Source organism: Rhodococcus sp. NPDC003383, from assembly GCF_053589115.1.
In genome coordinates this window covers 227651-246228 of record NZ_JBSFRG010000003.1, presented here as the reverse complement: position 1 = coordinate 246228, position 18578 = coordinate 227651, and the positions used below count along the sequence as shown (strand labels likewise).

Here is an 18578-nt window from a genome sequence, read left to right as displayed (position 1 = left end):
CCGGCGCGCAGCCCCTCCCGTGCGCGATTTCGGTAGCGGCCGCTACCAAAATCGCGCACGGGGCGGGAGTGGCGGCGTCCGTCAGAAGCTCAGCCGGGGACGTTCGTCCGGAACGGGGAGCCCGGTCGTCTCCCAGATACGAGTCGAGTCGTAGTGGTGGTCGTGCCCGGCCAGATCGATGTTGCGTTCGGACAGCCCGAGTTCGGGTGCGCGTGCGACGGCCTCGTCGAAAGTCAGGCTCGCCTCCGGTAGGGGGAACGCGCCGCCGGCCGCGAGTTCGGCCGCGATCTCCCGCACCGGCCGCGGCTCGGGATACGCCGCGTGCAGCACGGTGCCGCCGAGCCGGAGCGGCGGTACCTGCCGCGCGAGTGCCGCGAGCAGTCGGCCGAGGTCGCCGACGCCGATGAGCGAGAGCACCGACCGGCCCTCGTCGACCCACGCACCGAGACGGGCGAGGATGTACGCCAGGCCGGGGGCGAACCAGCGGTCGCCGGGTCCGTACACGAAACCGACCCGGACCACCGTCCCCCCGTAGTCGAGCACGGCCTTCTCGGCAGCGAGCCGGCTGATACTGAGAACGGATACCGGGTTCGGGTCCAGAGTGCCCTCGACGATCCCGCGGTGCGGTCCGGATCCGTACACGCCGACCGTGCTGACGTAGATCAGCGGCACGCGGCGCTCGCGGGCGGCGGCGACCAGGTGCTCGGTTCCGATCCGGTTGACCGCGTCGGCCTGTTCGGGGTCGCCACCGGTGTAGGAGACGGCGTGCACGACCACATCCGCGCCGGTCAACGCGCCCGGCAGGCTCGCCGGATCGGTGAGATCCGCCGCGACGACACGCGGAGCCGACTCGGCAACCGCGTCCGGCCGCCGTGCCACTGCGGTAAAGTCTGCCCCCGCACTGGTCAGGGCCTCGAGTACTGCGCTCCCGATGAATCCGGTCGCGCCGAAGAGTACGATTCGCGGCGCAGGCGGTACCGATCCGGGGGGGTCGGATCGGGCTATGGTGTTCTGTGACCGGTCGGAAGCGGGGTTGTCAGCAAATTCCGTCACTATTCATCTCACTTGTCGGTTAGGGGCAGAGCGAACGTGGTCAGGCAGGCTCGGGCGAAGGCAACCAGACAACAGATCCTGATGGGTGCGGCAAAGGCTTTCGAACAGAAAGGCTTCGAAGGATCGACGCTGGGCACAATCGTCGAGATCGCCGGCACCACCAAGGGCGCCCTCTACTTCCACTTCAAGTCGAAAGAAGAATTGGCGCAGGCCATCATCGGAGAACAGCACCGCATCTCCATCGCCTCCGTCGACGCGATCGCTGCCACCGGCAGTTCCGCCCTCGAGCAGATGGTCATGCTCAGCTACGAATTCGGGCATCAGATGGTGCACGACCCCATCGTGCGAGCCGGTATCCGGCTGACCCTGGAACTGAGTGCGGTCGCCGGACCGGCAGAGCCGTATCTCGGTTGGATCAGAGCGTACGAGGGACTTTCCGACCGAGCCCGCGCCGAAGGTGACCTTCTCGACACCATCGAGCCCGACGTTCTCGCACGTTTCGGAATCGGTGCGTTCACCGGAGTGCAGCTGGTCTCGAACGTCCTGACCGGGCGGGAGGACCTCGAGCAGCGACTGGACGAGATGTGGTCGCTGATGCTGCCGGGCCTCATGCCGGCCGACAGGCACTGGAAGATCGCAACCATCCGCAACGCACGGTGGTCCGCAGCCGCGTCGTGACGACGATCGTGCCGTCACCGGAAACCGTCCGATAGGAGGCGCACCCGGCCGCTGGCGATGTGCTGTCCCCACTGCTCGACCGAAATACGAACTGTGTAAGGGTCATCCGGATCGGGCTCGGCGGACACCGTGGCGTTCGCGTCGTTCTCGGCGAATCGGTGGTACGTGACCTCGACGGACTCGATGTCCGCGTGCGGCAGGGCGAGCGCCGCGCGAGCCCCCTGCCGGAAAGCTTCGAGAACGAGCATGCCCGGAACGTGGTCGCTCGGGTGGTCGAAGAGGATGGGATGCTCGTCGTCCACGCGCAGTGTCCACCGGTTCGGGCCGTGCTCCGTTCCGAGGACCACGTCCTCCGAACGGAACTGCCCGACCATCTTGCCGGACATCGGCTCGGGACGGACCGGCATGCCGATTGCTCGGGGACCCGAACCACCCCAACGAAGTTGGGCGTACGCAGCGGGAGTGAATACACTCGCGGTGCCGAAACCGCGCCCGATTTCGGTGTCGCCGATGCGGCAGACGTAGGTGACCGAGAAGCGCGCGAGCATGTTGCCCCGGTAGAAGTGGTCGCCGACCTGCGCCTCGATCGTCACTTCGGCCGGCCGGTCGTCGATCGACAGAGCGTGTGGTGTGGCGTCCACGCGCAGGGTGTGCATCACGAACGGGTGACCGAGGGGCACTCGATACCTGGTGTGCGCCAGGTAGATCGTCGCTTGGCGCAGGGTTTCGACCATCAGCATCGTGTCGTAGCGACCGTTGTGCGACCGATAGAAGCTGTGCGATCGTGGCCATTGCGCACCGAGGGTGAAGTGATCGACCGTGTCCGTGGCTACGCAGTCGGTGAGGAAGACTTCCGCGACCGACCGGCGGTGCACGAAGCGGCGCGGCACAGTCGACTCGAATCCCAGAACGGGACGTGCCTCGCCCGCATGCGTACCCCCGGCCATCGTCTGGGCCTCCCTTGTTGTCCTGTGAACGAATCTTCGAAGCCGCTCGGCGGCGACTATAGAACAGCCCGCCGAACAGGGGCGTTACGGCTCGCCGACACTTGTGGTGTCCGAAAAGCCCGAAAGATGCCGAAAAAAATGTCACATGATGGTAAAAAACCGTTTGACCGGTTTTGTGCTACGGTAGTCCCAGTCGGGGACAGGGTGGCGGGATCCCTCGGCCGGATCGATCAACGATCCGGCCGAGTCGGTCTCGCCGCTCCCGGGCTGTGCCGACCGGGCTTGCGAGGGGTAACCCCGGTCGTCACAGACCGGGGTTCGTCGAACGGGCCCCGGCGACAACGAAAGTGAATGCAACGGAGGTCGAAGTGACATCTGGTCGAATGAGAACCGCGGTCGTCTCCGCGGTCGTCCTCGCGGCCATCACCGCGGCGGCGGCTCCCGCTCATGCGGCCGAGGAGTCTCCTCGGGTGCCGTCCACCGGATCGAGTGTCATTGGGCCCCAGGAGATCTTCGACTGGGTGGTTGCATTCGTGCTGAGTGCGCTCGGCGTCGTGTGAGCACGGCGGTGCCGGAAGACGGGAAAGCCCCGCCGGCAAAAGGGGAGGAGCCGGGCGGGGCTGTGCAGTAACTCCATGTTGTCGGGGAGGACATACGGAGACGCACCCGTCACCTTGCGGCGACGTCCGACAGTTTAGCGGACTCCTACCGGAGGTGCCCGTCGGTGTCACGAACAGGTCCGTAGAACGTGCTGCGGGCCTCCTTTCGCGTGCGTGCACGTGGAAGACCCGACCCTCGGGTCCGGATGCACGCCACCGATCGGAAGTCGTGTCGTGCATCCGGACCCGCTCGTCATGCGGTCCGGACCCGGTCGGCGGAATCCTCGAGCCCGAGACGCTCGGCGAGCCACCGGCGAAGCCCCGGACCGTAGTCGGGGTTGCCCAACGCCGAGTCGACGGACGCCCGCAGGTATCCGCCCGGATTGCCGAGGTCATGCCGTGTCCCGCGATGGACGACGACGTGGACGGGGTGCCCCTCGTCGATGAGCAGGGCGATGGCGTCGGTGAGCTGGAGTTCACCACCCGCGCCGGGTTCGATGCGGCGAAGAGCATCGAAGACGGCGCGGTCCAGCAGATACCGGCCGGCCGCAGCGAGAGTGGACGGAGCGTCGGCAAGCGCGGGCTTCTCCACCATTCCGAGCACCCGCAGAACATCCGGTTCGGCCACGCCCGGAACCTCTTCGACGTGGAAGACTCCGTACGAACCGACCTGACTCTTCGGAACGTCGATCGCGCACAGCACGCTACCTCCGCGTTCCGCCCGCACCCGGGACATCAGATCGAGAATTCCGCAGGGCTGCACCAGATCGTCGGGTAACAGGACGGCAATGGCATCCTCGTCGTCGTCGAGGGCCTGTTCGGCGCAGCCGACGGCGTGTCCGAGCCCGAGGGGTCGTTCCTGGACCACCGGCTCCACATCGATGAGATTCGGTGCACGCCGGACTTTTTCGAGAAGATGTGACTTTCCGCTCTCCTCCAGTCTGCTCTCGAGTGCGAGATCGTCGACGAAGTGGGACACCACACCGTCCTTGCCGGGAGCGGTGACGATGACGAGCCGGCTCGCGCCGGATCCTGCTGCCTCGGACGCGACGAGCTCGATTCCCGGTGTATCCACCACGGGCAGGAGTTCTTTCGGCACCGTCTTGGTGGCGGGCAGGAAACGAGTGCCCATCCCGGCGGCGGGGACGACGGCGGTCCTGAAGGTGTTGTGGGCGTGGGTGTAGTTACTCCCCATGGCATTACCTCATAACTGAACTCGCAGGAACGAGCGACGAACGCCCGATGCCCGGCGCGCTGCGCCGAGCACGAAGTGCACGTCCTCGTGCGGTGATTGGAAAACTCCGGCAGAAGCGACGATCGAACCGGCGATCGTAGGGAGGCATGGAGTCGAATCGGAGTATAGAGAGTCCGGGGCGGTCGCGCGACCTCCGCGTGTCGGGGTCGGTCCTCGACGGCTTCTGTCCGACAGTCACATTCATCTCTCGCCGGATCGGACCACCCGATCCCGGTCCGGTGGAGTAGCCGGCCTCCGGTCCCTTCGACGGGGCCTCCTGCCGGCGCTGGCGTCGTCCACGAAGGTCCGGCCCGGCGGGACGATTTTCGGTCGCGCCGCGGAGAGTGCAGTCGAACTGGTCGAATGTCCAGATCAAGAAGTGTCGTTCGAAATCCATTCCTCCCGTGTGATCTATCTCATAAGCGACATTCTCCGCCGACGAAAACTACTGGTCGGTAAGCGAACTGCGCAACTGTCCGTCGTCGGCTGACCAGGGCCGACGGCCCCGCACCGCCACCGACTCGCAAATTGGAATCTGCTGCGCAACAAAACGTGAAACGCCGGTCGTGTCGCAAGAGGATGCAATCTGCACACAAATAGTTGAGACTCATTACCTGCGTAAGGCAATTGGTGCCGGTCGTCGATTTCGTGCAATTCCTGGGGAGGAACAGTTGCGCGGAGTCCGGCGGTCGCGCGAGTTGCGTGGGCTCGTGCCCAACCGGCGACGGCTTACCGGTACGGGGAGGACACAAATCAATGACAGTGGTAGAACAACCGCCCGAAGGGCGGACCGGACTGGCTCTCGAGCCTGTCCGGTCGGGCCCTCGTGGCGTGGCGCAGCCGCCGACTCACGCCGCCGGCGCGAGCACGCGACGGGCCTGGCAGCGGATCTATGTACGAAGGCTGATCGTCACCGACAGCCTCGTCGTCGTGCTGGCGGTCACGCTGGCGCACGTCGTTCGCTTCGGTCAGAGCGACATGCTCGTGAATGCGACTGCAGCCGAATGGAATTACGTCGTCATCTCGATCTGCCTCGCAGCGCTGTGGCTCGCGTTCCTCGCTGCGTTCCGGACCCGCTCGCGTCGGGTGATCGGTTCCGGATACGACGAATACCAGCGGATTCTCTCGGCCACGTTCCGGATGTTCGGGCTGGTGGCCATCATCGCGCTCGTGTTCCGGCTCGAGCTCGCTCGTGGATATCTGGCGATCGCGTTCCCGACCGGCCTCGCCGGGCTTCTCGTCGGACGTTGGTTGTGGCGGAAGGTGGTCGCCGCCAAGCGCAATCGGGGCGAGTTCCGGACCTCGGTCCTCGTCGTGGGCGGCGCGCGTTCGGTGCGGTTGATGGTCGAGACGTTCGAACGCAACTCGACGGACGGGTACCACGTCGCCGGTGTCTGCGTGCCCCGGTACTCGGGAATCGCCGGCGATCACATGGAGGTCGCGGGCAAGCAAATTCCCGTCTATGGGGACGAGCACTCGATCGTGGACGCGCTCCGAGCGTCCGGTTCCGACACCGTCGCGGTCGCCGCGACCGAGACACTGGGCCCGGACGGCATTCGCGACCTGCTGTGGGAGATGGATCCGCACGACGCCGACCTGGTGGTCGCCACCGGAGTCGTGGATGTCTCGGCGCCTCGGCTGGAGATGCGCCCGGTCGCCGGACTACCGCTCATCCACGTCGAGAAGCCCAGCTACCACGGTGCGAAGCGCAGCGGAAAGCGCGCGTTCGATCTGGTCTTCGCGTCGACCGCGTTGCTCGTGCTGGCCCCGGTGTTCGCGCTCGTCGCGCTGGCCGTGAAGCTGGACAGCAAGGGACCGGTCTTCTATCGCTCGGAGCGGATCGGGCTCGACGGAAAACCGTTCGGAATGATCAAGTTCCGGTCGATGGTGACCGGAGCCGACCGGCAGGTCGCGGCGTTGATGAAGAACAACGAGGGCGCGGGCCTGCTGTTCAAGATGCGTGAGGACCCGCGGGTCACCCGGGTCGGAAAATTCCTCCGGCGCTACAGCATCGACGAGCTGCCGCAGTTCATCAATGTCGTTCGACGCGAGATGAGTGTCGTGGGTCCGCGTCCGCCCTTGCGGCGAGAGGTCGAGAACTACGACGGTCGCGTCCAGCGCCGGCTTCTCGTGCGGCCGGGCGTCACCGGGTTGTGGCAGGTCAGCGGACGCTCCGACCTGTCGTGGGACGAGTCCGTGCGTCTGGATCTGTCCTACGTCGAGAACTGGTCGATGGTGAGCGATGTCCTGATCATCGCGCGGACCGTCAAGGCGGTCGTCGCGAGCGACGGCGCGTACTAGCCCACCGCATCCCTCGAGAACGAAACAGAAAGAGTCGGGTATCTGCCATGACTTGTCGTATCGCCGTGTTCGGAACCGGCTATCTGGGTGCCACTCACGCCGCGTGCATGGCCGAATTGGGCCACCAGGTACTGGGTGTCGACGTCGACGCCGGTAAGCTCGCGAAGCTCGAAGCCGGTCAGGTTCCGTTCTACGAACCCGGCCTCGAGGAGGTCCTCGCGCGCAACATCGCGGCCGGGCGGCTTCGGTTCACCTCGTCGTACGCCGAGGCCGCGGAGTTCGCCGACGTGCACTTCATCGGTGTCGGAACACCCCAGAAGAAGGGGGAATTCGCGGCCGATCTGACCTATGTCGATTCGGTGATCGAACAGCTGGCGCCGTTGCTCACCGAGCCGGCCGTCATCTTCGGGAAGTCCACGGTGCCGGTCGGCACCGCCGAACGACTGCGAGCGCGGGCACGTCAGCTCGCTCCGGCCGGCGACGATGTCGATCTCGCATGGAACCCGGAGTTCCTGCGGGAAGGCTATGCGGTACAGGACACTCTGCATCCGGACCGCGTGGTCCTGGGCGTCGGCGCTGCGCGTCCCGGGAGGGCGCTCGAGGTCGCCAAGGAGGTGTACGCGCAGCTCCTGGACGAGGACGTCCCGTTCATCGTTACCGACCTGGCGACGGCAGAGCTGGTCAAGACTTCGGCGAATGCGTTTCTGGCGACGAAGATCTCGTTCATCAACGCGATGGCGGAGGTGTGCGAGGCGTCCGGTGCCGACGTCACCGTCCTCGCCGACGCGATCGGGCACGATGCCCGGATCGGGCGCCGATTCCTCAATGCGGGAATCGGTTTCGGTGGAGGATGTCTCCCGAAGGACATTCGAGCCTTCATGGCCCGAGCCGGTGAGCTCGGAGCCGACCAGGCCCTCACGTTCCTGCGCGAGGTCGACAACATCAACATGCGACGCCGCGGTCGCATGGTGGAACTCGCCCGGGAAGCGGCGGGAGGCTCGCTGCTCGGCGCACGGATCTCGGTGCTCGGCGCCGCGTTCAAGCCGGATTCCGACGACGTACGGGATTCGCCCGCCCTCAATGTCGCCGGGCAGATCCAGCTGCAGGGCGCTGCCGTCACCGTGTTCGACCCGCAGGCGATGGACAACTCGCGACGCTTGTTCCCGACCCTGAACTACGCGACGAGCACGATGGAGGCGTGTGCCGGCGCGGACGTGGTGCTGGTTCTCACGGAGTGGAGGGAGTTCCGTGAGCTGAACCCCGACGTGGTCGCGTCCGTGGTGCGCCGAAAGGTCGTTCTGGACGGCCGCAACTGCCTCGACGTCGACAGGTGGCGTCGTGCGGGGTGGCAGTACCGCGGACTCGGCCGGGCCGTCTCGGAAGCCGTCGTCGGCTGACCGTCACCGCGATCCGAAGGAAGGAAGGAAGGAAGTCCCGTGCGTCTGAGCCGTCGGCAGGCCATCTCCGGTACAGCGCTGACCGCTGCTGTAGCCGCGATCGCGACTGTCCCGACATGCTCTCGTACATTCCGGGACGGCGACGCCGCCGTCGTGCGCCCGCTGCCGGTCGAACCGGACGACATCGCCGAACTCGGTATCGCCGGGGACGGAGAGACCGACGACACCGATGCCATCAACGAGGCGCTGCACTCGACGAGTTCGCTGGTCCTTCCCGCGGGGCGGTTCCGGGTGGCGGGGACCGTCGTGGTGCCTGCCGGGCGGCAACTTGCCGGAAGCTGGTCGTTCGCCTACACCGGGGTGCCGCAGGAGGGAACCCGTCTCATCGCCACCGGGGACGGACGCACCGATCCCGTGGTGCGGCTCCGGGAGGGTGCCGGCCTGCTGTCCCTCGCGGTCCGCGGGACCGAGCACGAACCCCGGCACGAGGGCGTCGTGCTGGAGGGCAGGAACCTCGTCCGCGACGTCAACATCCTGCACTGCCGTACCGGGATCGACTGCGGCTATTCCGGGGTCAACCGGATCGAGTGCTGCAACGTCCACGACAACGCGGAATACGGGATCGCCAGGTGCGTCGATTCGATCGTCTCGCTCAACTACGTCAACGTGAACGGCACCGGCGGAATCCACCTGCCGCCGGGAGCGAACGACAACATCGTCACGCAGAACAAGGTGGAGTGGAATCTGGGCTACGGCATCCACGCGGAAGGTGCCAAGCACAACATTCTGTCCGGCAACAACATCGATCGGAACGGCCGATCCGGGATCCGGCTGTCCGGTTGCGAGCGGACGGTCGTGACCGCGAACGTTCTGCGGCGCAACGGCGCACGCTCGGAGGGGATCGCCGGCGACGACACGCACATCCACTCCACCGGCGGCACCGCAACATTGGTTCTGGGCAACGTGACACACTCGGGCCCGAACGACGACGGCCAGGGATACGACTCTCCCGCTGCGTGCCTCGTCGCGGATCCGGAATCGACCGGCATCGTCGTCGGCAACGACCTGACCGGTCACACCGGTCCGGGCGGCGACGGCACACAGGCCTCCGGCTCCGGTGTGCAACTGGCGGCGAACCTGGGGAAGTCGACACGTGCCGGATTCGTGAGCGGTGCCGGTTCCGGCCCGCGCAAGGTGACTCTGGCCGCGGGACAGGAAGCGGCGGAGACGTTCACGAACCTCCCGTTGGACAAGTTCGCCATCGGTCGCGTGCACTCGGTGTCCTTGCTGGCGCGAAATCCGCAGGACGGATCCCGGGGTGCCGCAACGGCCGTTGTGCTCGTCGCGCGGGAGAAGGGCGATGCGGTCGTCATCACGGACGGTGTGGAGAACACGGTCGGTGACTGCTTCGGCGACCGTGCCGGCGCCATCGCTGTGGCGTTCCGGACCGACGCCGCCGGTGCCGAGCTGACCGTGGTACTCGCGAACACCGGGCCGGACGAGATGCAGCTCCACATCGGCGTCGGTTCGTGAGTGGCGGCGACATGGACCGGATCCGGAACGACAGCGACGAACGGAAGGCAGCCGCAATGACCACGACGATCGGTCGTCGCGACGACCTCCGGCGCGGTGCGGCCCCGCGCTCACGCGAGGCCGCAGCCCCATTCGTGTCGCTCCATCGTGCGCGTGTCGGCGGCGCGGCCGACGCCGGCGTGCCGACGAACCTCGCCTATCTGCTGTTCGTGACGCTGGCGGCCTTCGCCGTCTACGCGGTACCCCTGTCCTTCGTCGGCCAGTTCCGCCCGACGGCATTGATGGGCCTCGCGGTGGGCTGTGTCGTCGTGGCGACCGTGCTGACGATGGCTGTCGGGGCGGAGCTGTTCGTCGTCTTCTGGCTCGCACTCGCGTTCTTCCAGAACTTCGCGGTCGGCATGTTCGTGCCCGAGCACATCGACCTCGTGCCGGTCTACATCAGCGAGAGCAAGACGGTCGCGATCGTCACTGCCATCGCGCTGATGTTCCCCACCGCGATGACGAACCTGAAGACCTACCGGCGGCCCGTGATCTGGTACGGCCTCTTCGCGCTGGTGGTGGTCGCGCACGTGACGTCCCTCGGCGGTGCCACCCTGCCGTATCTGCGGAACTTTCTCATTCCGCTCGCCACGGTGCTGCTGATCGTGGCGATGACCGCGCAGTGGAGCGACGAACGCCGATCCGCTCTGCTCGGTGCCGTCGTTCGGTACAGCACCGCGGTGCTGGCGATCGGAACGCTCGCGGAGACCCTCGTCGGATCGACCGTCTGGCGGTCGATCGTCAACGTGGACAAGAACGGCGCACTCAACTCGCTGTCGTCGGTGACGTCGTTCCTCGGCCTGCAGTTCGACCGCACCGGCGGGTTCGTCGTCGAGCCGACGAATGCCGGATACATCGCGGCCGCGGTCGTCATCATCGCCGCGCTCGTCGCGATCCAGGGACCCCGGTCCGTACGAGCCGGCATGTACGTGTGCATCGCCCTGTGCGTGTGGGTCCTGATTTCGAGCGGGGCCAAGAGCGGGTTCCTCATGCTTCTGATCGCATCGATCAGCGGCATCGCGTACGCGCGGTCCAAGCGCGTGTGGGGCGGTCTGCTCGCCGGATGGTCGATCTCCGTGCTCCTCGTCCTGGCCTACGTCGCGGCGGCGAAGGGACCCGGTAAGGCGTTGTCCGTCTTCGCCGACCCGCTCGGCATCATCGGCGGCGACAGCACCACCTACCACCTCGCCGGATTCGTCGCGGGCATGAAGCACGCGCTGACCGAATTCGTCGGCGCGGGTGTCGGCAACGGGGGAAACTTCGCGCGGATCGCCGGCGCACCGGTCTCCAGGTGGATCCTCACCGGCGGCGAAAGCAGTTGGGGCGTACTCGCTTACCAGACCGGGATACTCGGGATCGCGCTGTTCGCCGCGACAGTGGCGAGTCTGTGCAAGTACCTGGGCAAGCGTTCGGCGGTGCTGCTCTCGGCATGGACGAGCGCGGCGATGTTCGCCGAGGCGCTCTTCGGACCTCAGACCGCGGGGCTCGTCGTCGTCGCCGCCGCGCTGTTCATGACAGCGGACGCCGCCCGTCCCGGCGACGGCGCGGCACCCGCGGATACCCACCACGACCGTCGCACGACCGAAACGGGGACGAACAATGACTGATTCACCGGAAGTTCGTATCGATCTGCTCGGGATCAGGCTGCATCCGATGAACGCCGCCGAGGTCGCGGATCTGATCGGATCGGCGAGCCGGGCGGGTGAGCCGCTGTGGATCGCCAACTACAACCTCCATGCGCTGTATCTGCATCTCAAGGACTCTCGGTTCCGCGAGGCGTATCGGAAGGCCGGCGTCTTCCTGGTGGACGGCTGGCCGATCCTGCAGCTGGCACGGATCGCCTCACGGCGGAAACTCGGGGGTGACCGCCGCGTCGGCAGCTCCGACTGGCTCGACGTCCTGCTGGAGTCGGGGGAGCGCCGCACCATCGTGTCGATCGGTGCGTCACCGGAATCCGCCCGGTTCGCCGCCGAACAGGTCGAAGCGAACCACCCGAACGTGGTATGGATGGGATTCGACGGATATCGGCTCGAGCCGCAGAGCTCGATGGCGACGGGACTGACCTGGCAGGAGGCGGTCCGCAAGGCCGACGTCGTGCTGGTCGGCCGCGGTATGCCCACCCAGGAGTACTGGATCGCCGAGAACATCGGAAACGACGAGTTCGCCGGCAAGGTCGTCGCGAACGTCGGCGGATGCATCGACTACCTTTCCGGGGCACAGGATCTCGCGCCGCGCTGGACGGGACGCTGCGGAGTGGAATGGCTGTACCGGCTCGCGCGATCACCGCGACGCCTCGCGTTCCGCTATCTCGTCGAACCCGTGCTTCTGATGGTCCTCGTCGTGAACGTGCTCGCGACGGGCGAACGGCATCGCGTGGCCGGAGGAGAGAAGGAGAAGTCGTGAACATGCCTGTCTCGGTGGTGATACCGACCATCGGCCGGGAGTCCGTCGTCCGCGCCGTGGAGAGCGCTCTCGCGCAGACCGTGCCCGTCACCGTCACGGTGGTCGTCGACGACCCGTCGGCGTTGGACACCGTCACGGAACGGGTCGGCGCCAGGGGTGTCACGGTGATCGGAACTCCCGGGCGCATCGGCGGATCGGCCGCGCGCAATCTCGGCGCCGATGCCTCTCGGGGCGAGTACATCGCCTACCTGGACGACGATGACTGGTGGGAGCCGGAGAAGATCGAGAAGCAGTTGACGGCAGCACGGAGCCGCGCCGCCGGAGGCCGCGTACTCGTCGCCACCGGTATGTATTTCCACCGTGCCGGTTCGGTCACCGAAATTCCGTCGCGCCCGTACGAGGGGCGAGGTGACGTCGCGTCGTATCTGGTGACCCGGCCTCGCCTTCGGTTCGGCACCCACGCGCTCCAGACGAGCGGTCTGCTGATCTCCCGGGAACTGCACGAGCGCGTGCGATGGGACGACTCGCTGCCCAAGCATCAGGACTGGGACTACATCGCCCGCGCGATGCAGATACCCGGATGCGAATTCGTCTGGGTACCGGAAGCGCTCGTCCATGTCCAGCAGGACAGTCGCGGGTCGATCTCGAAGAAGGCCGACCACCGTGCCTCGCTCCGCTGGCTCGACGTGCACGGTCCCGGAATGTCCGGTCGTGCCCGGGCCGACTTCGCGTGCACCCACGTACTGCGTGCTGCGCTGGCCGAACGATCACTCCGCGGTGTGGGCCGCAGCCTGTCCGTGATCGCACGATCCGGCGCGCCGCACGGCGCAGCCGTGATCGTGGGTCTGTCCGGTGTGCGCTGAACGGCATCCGACGAGATGAACACCGTCGACGCGGAGGCAGCGAACCCCGCCACGAAGATGCGCAGAATCCGTGATCGCTTGCGGGACGGCGCTGCCTCCAACGGAATCTGGGCCTCGTTGCAGCAGGTGTGCAACCTGCTGTTCGTCGGATTGCTGAGTGTGATCCTGGCCCGGACACTGCCGGTCGAGGACTTCGGCGTCTACAGCTACGCCATGTCCCTGGCCGGTCTCGGCATCGCGATCGGACTCGCGGGCCTGTACGGCCTGGCGATCAAGAGGTACAGCGAAAGCCGGGAGCCCGGAACCGTCACGTGCTCGATCATCATCGTGCGCGAGGCCACGGTGGCGTTCTATTTCGTTGCCCTGCTGGGCTTCATGGGCAGCACCGCGACGAGTGTCGACGAGTTCCTTCTCGTCGCGCTGGCGGCGGTGGCGGTGTTCGGCCGTGTGCTCGATGCGCCCGAACTCTGGTACCAGGCCCGGCTGAACGCACGGAAACCGGCCCTCGCCAAGATCATCGTGGCAGCAGTCTTCTTCGCCGCGAAATGTACTGCGCTGTGGCTCGGATCCGGTGTCACCGTGATCGTGGCACTGTACGTGGCCGAACTGTTCGCCGGCAGCGTCGCCGTTCTGGTCTGCTATCGCCGGGATGTGACCAGCGGGCGAGCGTTCGCAGTGCCCGGTGCCCGCGACGTGGTGGACCTGTGGAAGCGGTCCTCTCCGCTGCTGATCTCCGGTATCGCCCAGCAGGTGAACCTGCGGGCTTCCCTGATCGTCGTCCAGATCCTCGTCGGCGCGACCGGTGTGGCGATGTTCGCGGTGTCGCAGCGTGTGATGGACGTGTGCCTGGCCCTGCCCATGGCCTATATGACCGCGACCTTCCCCGCCCTGCTCGAAGCGCGCCGGAAGGATCGTGACAGTGGTGGCGGTTCCGCATACCGGGACAGGCTGCAGCGCTCGTTCGACGGCGCGCTGTGGGCGGGCATCGCCATCGCCGTGCTCCTGTACGTCCTCGCGGACGTCGTCGTCGTGACCGCGTTCGGCGCCGAGTACGAGGATGCGGCGGCATTGCTGAGGATCCAGGCGCTGGCTGTGCCGTTCATGTTCATGTCCTCGGTGCTGAGTAAGTGGATCATCGCGGAGGGGAACCTCTGGATCTCGGTGGGGAGGCACTGGCTCGGGGCGGTGGCGACCGTCGCGTTGTGCCTGCTGCTCGTTCCGAAGTGGGGGGCCGTCGGTGCTGCCTGGGCGAGTACCGCGTCCTACGTGATGTCCGTGTACCTGTTCACCTTCCTGTCCCGATCGACCTGGCCGGTGGCGGTCCAGATGTCCCGCGCCTGGATGGCACCGGTCAGCCGCGTCCTCGCCCGTGCCGGTTCGCAGAGAGTGGAGTCTTGAAATGTTCGATCGATCGGTGACCGTGTTCCGCTCGCTCCGGCGTACCGTTGCCCAGCGCTTCTTTCTCGCGGTGGCACTGGCGGACTTCTTCGGACGACGTGCCTTCGCGCGCGAGATCGTGGCAGTCTACGCCGGGATGCGCAAGCACCACAGCGCACGTCGCTCCGGTCGCGAGGTCTACTACGTGCGACGGCACATTCACATGCTCGAGAAGGGCATCTCGATGATTCCGCGGCGGGAGACCTTCGCGGCCGGATACATCGAGGATCTCGTCGCCGCGGTGGAAGCGTGCACGGCGGCCGATCTGCTCGACACCGTGACCTGCGCGTGGGTGGCAGACACGCTCGACGCGTACTTCGCCGCGACGGAGGAGAGCCCGTCACCCGAGATCCGCCGCGCACGCGAGACGTACAAGCAACTGAACGTGGGCCCGCGCTCCCGGAACTACGCCGGCCCCGTGCCGGTCCTGGATGCCGAACGCGCAGGCTCCGAGCGGCTGCCGACCTACGACGAACTGCTCTCGCTCGCACATGCCCGCCAGTCGGTGCGATGGTTCGACTCGAAGACCGTGGATCGTTCCCTCGTCGATCGGGCGATCACCCTGGGCATGCAGGCGCCGTCCGCGTGCAACCGCCTGCCCTACCGATTCGTCGTGGTGGACGACCGCGACACGGTCCGCAGGATCGCGGAGATTCCCGGCGGTACAGCCGGATACGCGCAGAATCTCGTCGGGCTGGTGGTCGTGGTCGGTGACCTGTCGGCGTACGCGCACACCCGGGATCGTCACCTGATCTACGTGGACTCCGCGCTGGCGTCCATGGGCTTCCTCATGGCGATGCAGGCGCAGGGTGTCTCGACCTGCTGCATCAACTGGCCGGACTCGGCGGATGCGGACGCGCGCATCGCACAGATCCTGGGCCTGCAGCGCTACGAGCGGACCGTGATGCTGATCGCGTACGGCCGCGCACTCCCGAACACCGTTGTGCCCGGTTCCGGCAAGCGGGACCTGGACTCGATCCGACAGTACGTGGGCAACGTCGAAGGAGATCCGCGATGAGCAAGCGACGCAAGAACATCCTGATTACGGGCGGCAATTTCACCAATCAGGGTGCCTACCTGATGCTCTGCGCCGCCGCCGAGCAGATTCGGTCGAGGTGGGGCGCCCAGCCCGTCATCGCGATGCAGACCGGATCCGAACGTGCGAAGCGATGGGTGGGGCTCGATTCACTGCTCGAGTTCCCCAAGCTGCGAATCCGCGTGTGGGGAGGAAACCCCGAACGACTGAGCGGACTGCGGCACCGGATGCCGTTCGTGGTCGGGTCGGAAATCGACGCGGTCTTCGACGTGTCCGGTTTCGTGTTCAGCGACGAGTGGGCCCACCTCGATCTGCGGCGCCGGGCCGACGATCTGATCCGATGGTCCGACCGAGGTGTCCCGGTCGTACTGCTGCCGCAGGCGTTCGGCCCGCTCGAGCAGGTGACCGAGCCCGTCGCCGACCTGTTGGATTCCTGCGAGCTCGTCTATGCGCGGGACCCGGACTCCGCCCGGTTCCTGAAGGGAGCCGCTCGATCCCGGTCTGCCTACGAGAAGATCGCGGTGGCAACGGACTTCACGACCGCGCTCGCGCCGGAGGAGCCGCGTGGTCTCTCGCATCTACGCGGGATGGTGCCGATCGTTCCCAACTGGAACATCGCGAAACGGGCGGCTGCGCGCGGTGGCTCGAAGGACGACTACATGCGCAATCTCCAGGAGATCGTCCGGGTGCTTCGTGCGCACGACTACGAGGTGTACGGGCTGTGCCACGAGGGCGGCGGCGACGCCGACCTTCTGCACACGCTCGCCGGGACGTGCGGAGGGATGCCGGTGATCGAGGGCCTGGACGGCCGGCAGTCGAAATGGCTTCTGGGGCAAGCGCCGTTCATCGTCTCCGGACGATTTCACGCCCTCGTCAGTGCTTTGAGCCAAGGAGTTCCCGGGCTCGTCCACGGGTGGAGCCACAAGTACAAGTGGCTCTCGGAGGAATACGATGTCTCCGGGCTGGTGATGGACCCGTACGAGAACCCGAACTCGGTCGACACCTTCCTGAGCCGGCGGCTCGGGGAGATCCAGCGCATCAGGGAATCTGTGTCGGAGCTCGCAATCGTGAAAAAGGCGGAGACCGAACAGATGTGGGACGATATCGAAAAGCGCATCGAACTCTGAGTGCGGCGGAGGGCAGACCGTCCGCGCTCTGCGACCGGCCGTGGACGCACCCGGCCGGGCGCGCCGAGTGTGCCCCGTCTCTTGCCGAGGCCGGGGCACACTCGGATCGCGCCAGCTCCTACCCGCAGTCCGGTACCGACACGGTCACGGCCGGATCGTCGACGAGGGGCTGCACGGGGACTCTCGCCTCGCCCGCAACGGCCGGTTCGGTCAGCTCGTAGACGACCTCGGACGTCGCGCCCTGCAGGACGGGAACCTGGACGCCGAAAACGGGATGTCCCAGTTCGCTTCCGGTGAAAGCGAACGTCGGCCTGCCGTCGACGGTGACCCTGTTCAGCCGGGCACCGTGGGTCGCCAGCAACGACAGATCGGTCAGGTTGGTACCGACAGGTGCGCCGATCGGATTGTCGAACATCCCTGCCACATAGGTGGTGTACTCGCCGGCCGGCAGAGCGTTCGTCAGCCGAACGGTGACCGTCGACGTGCGGGTCTTCCCGTCACAGGTGCCGGCGGTGTAGTAGATCTCCCGTTCCAGGTAGTAGTCGAGCTTGTTGCCACCCAGGTTGTTCACCACGACGCCGGCATACGGCGCCGGATCGTCGGGCACGGTGTGTCCGAGTGCTGTGGCCGCCAGTACGTCCTGTTCCGCACCGTGTGAACTCCACACGGCGAGTCTGCCTTCACCGGCTGCGCGACCGAGAGCCTGGAGCAGTGCGCGCGGGCGGGCGATGTCACCGGTGAGTTTCCGGACGACCTTCCCGGCGACGGTTTCGAGGTACTCCTTGCGGGCCTTCTGATCATCGCCGAATCGCGCGTATGCGGTGGATCCGGTGAGTTCGACGACGTTTTCGGCGGTGATCTTCTCGCCGTCCGGCATCGTGACGGCGCCGACGACCTCGAGGACGTAACTCAAGGCGACGGGGTCGGTCGCGATCACTCCGTCGACGAGCTCTCCCGATTCCTGCTGCCAGATCGACTGCCAGATCCGGGCTGAGTAGGGAAAATGCGAGCTGACGTTGCTGTTTCGGAAGTCCTGCGTCGGCCGGCTCTGACCGTAGAGCCGGGTGAAGTCCGGGCCGAGGTCGATCGGTGCATAGTCCCGGCGAAGCTCGCGGTTACTCGCCACGTCGTCGACGCGGACACGGCCGTCCTCGGCGCGGACGATCGCGAATCCTCCCAGCAGGCCGCCCGACCCGCGCGCTTCGACATTGGTTTGAAAACCGAGGAAATAGCTGCGAGGTCCCTCGGCGCTGAGCATCGCCGGTGCGATCCGTGCCGCGATTGCCGTGTTCTCCAGAAGGCCACGCAGTTCCGCGGTCTGTTCCTGCAGCTGGATGCGGGCGCGGTCGACCGCCCCCACGTAGGTGCCGTCGACGCTCCGGGCCTGGACATCTAGGTCCGTCATCGCCTCGGAGGTCGATGCCAGGATCGGCGCGGCAGCCCCGAGAGCGGTGAAATCGATTCGGGCGCCGTCCAGAAAGAGGCGATCGGGGGAGACGGCTGCTCCCGCGTCGACGACCGGTCGCAATACCTCGGATGTGAGGCCTGTCACCACTTCCGACATCTGCGCGGTCGCCGAAAGCGGACTTCCGAGCCACGGCACGGTGGCGGCGATCCGCCACGGTGGCGAATGCGTGGCATCCCGGGCGCGCTGTGCGTACCGGTTCGCGTCCTCCGCCGCAAGAATCGCTGTTTCCGAATCACCGGACAGAAGAGCATCTTTGGACCGGACAGCGAAATCTCGCGCCTGCTCCAGGCTCGATTTGGCCTGCAGTGCCTCGTATCCCAGCCATGCTGCCGAGCCGAGCGCGATGCAGACTGCTGCCCCGCAGTAGATTCGGACCGTGGCACGCCGTCGGCGGTATCGAGCGATCTCCTCCTCGGTGCGTTTGCGTCTCACCTTGCGCCGTTGTCGCCCGGGTGAATGTGAC

The 18578-nt window shown here is 66.5% G+C and carries 15 protein-coding genes; 11 read left to right on the top strand and 4 right to left on the bottom strand.

Going from position 1 to position 18578, the window contains the following annotated elements; genetic code table 11:
* Positions 1-81 precede the first annotated feature (81 nt).
* A complete protein-coding gene (locus tag ACWDTS_RS04665) occupies positions 82-1053 on the bottom strand; it encodes an NAD-dependent epimerase/dehydratase family protein (protein ID WP_374068804.1) in 972 nt (323 codons plus the stop codon).
* Between the two features lie 36 nt (positions 1054-1089).
* Here ACWDTS_RS04665 and ACWDTS_RS04660 point away from each other — a divergent pair, with 36 nt between their 5' ends.
* Positions 1090-1731, top strand: a complete 642-nt coding sequence (locus ACWDTS_RS04660; RefSeq protein WP_248674358.1) for a ScbR family autoregulator-binding transcription factor — start codon at positions 1090-1092, stop codon at positions 1729-1731.
* Positions 1732-1745: 14 nt separating this feature from the next.
* On the opposite strand, the gene ACWDTS_RS04655 is transcribed toward ACWDTS_RS04660, so the two are convergent.
* Complete coding sequence (locus tag ACWDTS_RS04655) at positions 1746-2678, bottom strand: ScbA/BarX family gamma-butyrolactone biosynthesis protein (protein ID WP_450117681.1); 933 nt, start codon at positions 2676-2678, stop codon at positions 1746-1748.
* A 383-nt stretch (positions 2679-3061) separates the two neighbouring features.
* Between ACWDTS_RS04655 and ACWDTS_RS04650 the strand changes: the two genes are divergently transcribed.
* On the top strand, positions 3062-3238 hold the full coding sequence (locus tag ACWDTS_RS04650; RefSeq protein WP_248674356.1) for a hypothetical protein: 177 nt from the start codon (positions 3062-3064) through the stop codon (positions 3236-3238).
* Positions 3239-3530: 292 nt separating this feature from the next.
* Here ACWDTS_RS04650 and ACWDTS_RS04645 read toward each other — a convergent pair whose 3' ends face one another.
* Positions 3531-4472: a UTP--glucose-1-phosphate uridylyltransferase gene (locus ACWDTS_RS04645; RefSeq protein WP_450117680.1), complete on the bottom strand. Its 942-nt coding sequence runs from the start codon at positions 4470-4472 to the stop codon at positions 3531-3533.
* Between the two features lie 795 nt (positions 4473-5267).
* Between ACWDTS_RS04645 and ACWDTS_RS04640 the strand changes: the two genes are divergently transcribed.
* From ACWDTS_RS04640 to ACWDTS_RS04600, 9 genes are read left to right on the top strand one after another with little or no spacing between them, the layout of a single operon-like run.
* Complete coding sequence (locus ACWDTS_RS04640; RefSeq protein WP_450108396.1) at positions 5268-6812, top strand: sugar transferase; 1545 nt, start codon at positions 5268-5270, stop codon at positions 6810-6812.
* Between the two features lie 47 nt (positions 6813-6859).
* On the top strand, positions 6860-8209 hold the full coding sequence (locus tag ACWDTS_RS04635) for a UDP-glucose dehydrogenase family protein (RefSeq protein WP_248674353.1): 1350 nt from the start codon (positions 6860-6862) through the stop codon (positions 8207-8209).
* Between the two features lie 39 nt (positions 8210-8248).
* Complete coding sequence (locus tag ACWDTS_RS04630) at positions 8249-9742, top strand: right-handed parallel beta-helix repeat-containing protein (RefSeq protein ID WP_248674352.1); 1494 nt, start codon at positions 8249-8251, stop codon at positions 9740-9742.
* Between the two features lie 56 nt (positions 9743-9798).
* Positions 9799-11388: a hypothetical protein gene (locus ACWDTS_RS04625; RefSeq protein ID WP_450117679.1), complete on the top strand. Its 1590-nt coding sequence runs from the start codon at positions 9799-9801 to the stop codon at positions 11386-11388.
* A complete protein-coding gene (locus tag ACWDTS_RS04620; RefSeq protein ID WP_450117678.1) occupies positions 11381-12184 on the top strand; it encodes a WecB/TagA/CpsF family glycosyltransferase in 804 nt (267 codons plus the stop codon). Before ACWDTS_RS04625 ends, ACWDTS_RS04620 begins: the two co-directional genes overlap by 8 nt.
* A gap of 2 nt (positions 12185-12186) precedes the next feature.
* Positions 12187-13047, top strand: a complete 861-nt coding sequence (locus ACWDTS_RS04615) for a glycosyltransferase family 2 protein (protein ID WP_450117711.1) — start codon at positions 12187-12189, stop codon at positions 13045-13047.
* A gap of 15 nt (positions 13048-13062) precedes the next feature.
* Positions 13063-14445, top strand: coding sequence for a flippase (locus ACWDTS_RS04610; RefSeq protein WP_197256513.1), 1383 nt, complete (start codon positions 13063-13065; stop codon positions 14443-14445).
* 1 nt (position 14446) lies between these two features.
* Positions 14447-15502, top strand: a complete 1056-nt coding sequence (locus ACWDTS_RS04605) for a nitroreductase family protein (RefSeq protein ID WP_450117677.1) — start codon at positions 14447-14449, stop codon at positions 15500-15502.
* A complete protein-coding gene (locus ACWDTS_RS04600) occupies positions 15499-16647 on the top strand; it encodes a polysaccharide pyruvyl transferase family protein (RefSeq protein ID WP_197256518.1) in 1149 nt (382 codons plus the stop codon). The genes ACWDTS_RS04605 and ACWDTS_RS04600 overlap by 4 nt, the downstream gene beginning before the upstream one ends.
* 118 nt (positions 16648-16765) lie before the next feature.
* On the opposite strand, the gene ACWDTS_RS04595 is transcribed toward ACWDTS_RS04600, so the two are convergent.
* Entirely contained in the window at positions 16766-18547 is a 1782-nt protein-coding gene (locus tag ACWDTS_RS04595) for a DUF4012 domain-containing protein (RefSeq protein WP_450117676.1), read from the bottom strand.
* Between the last annotated feature and the right edge of the window lie 31 nt (positions 18548-18578).

Excerpts from the sequence above, each read along its gene's own strand:
- ACWDTS_RS04655 (WP_450117681.1), bottom strand. The coding sequence starts at position 2,678 with ATGGCCGGGGGTACGCATGCGGGCGAGGCACGTCCCGTTCTGGGATTC.
- ACWDTS_RS04600 (WP_197256518.1), top strand. The coding sequence starts at position 15,499 with ATGAGCAAGCGACGCAAGAACATCCTGATTACGGGCGGCAATTTCACC.
- ACWDTS_RS04650 (WP_248674356.1), top strand. The coding sequence starts at position 3,062 with ATGAGAACCGCGGTCGTCTCCGCGGTCGTCCTCGCGGCCATCACCGCG.
- ACWDTS_RS04605 (WP_450117677.1), top strand. The coding sequence starts at position 14,447 with ATGTTCGATCGATCGGTGACCGTGTTCCGCTCGCTCCGGCGTACCGTT.
- ACWDTS_RS04615 (WP_450117711.1), top strand. The coding sequence starts at position 12,187 with ATGCCTGTCTCGGTGGTGATACCGACCATCGGCCGGGAGTCCGTCGTC.
- ACWDTS_RS04610 (WP_197256513.1), top strand. The coding sequence starts at position 13,063 with ATGAACACCGTCGACGCGGAGGCAGCGAACCCCGCCACGAAGATGCGC.
- ACWDTS_RS04620 (WP_450117678.1), top strand. The coding sequence starts at position 11,381 with ATGACTGATTCACCGGAAGTTCGTATCGATCTGCTCGGGATCAGGCTG.
- ACWDTS_RS04625 (WP_450117679.1), top strand. The coding sequence starts at position 9,799 with ATGACCACGACGATCGGTCGTCGCGACGACCTCCGGCGCGGTGCGGCC.
- ACWDTS_RS04645 (WP_450117680.1), bottom strand. The coding sequence starts at position 4,472 with ATGGGGAGTAACTACACCCACGCCCACAACACCTTCAGGACCGCCGTC.
- ACWDTS_RS04640 (WP_450108396.1), top strand. The coding sequence starts at position 5,268 with ATGACAGTGGTAGAACAACCGCCCGAAGGGCGGACCGGACTGGCTCTC.
- ACWDTS_RS04635 (WP_248674353.1), top strand. The coding sequence starts at position 6,860 with ATGACTTGTCGTATCGCCGTGTTCGGAACCGGCTATCTGGGTGCCACT.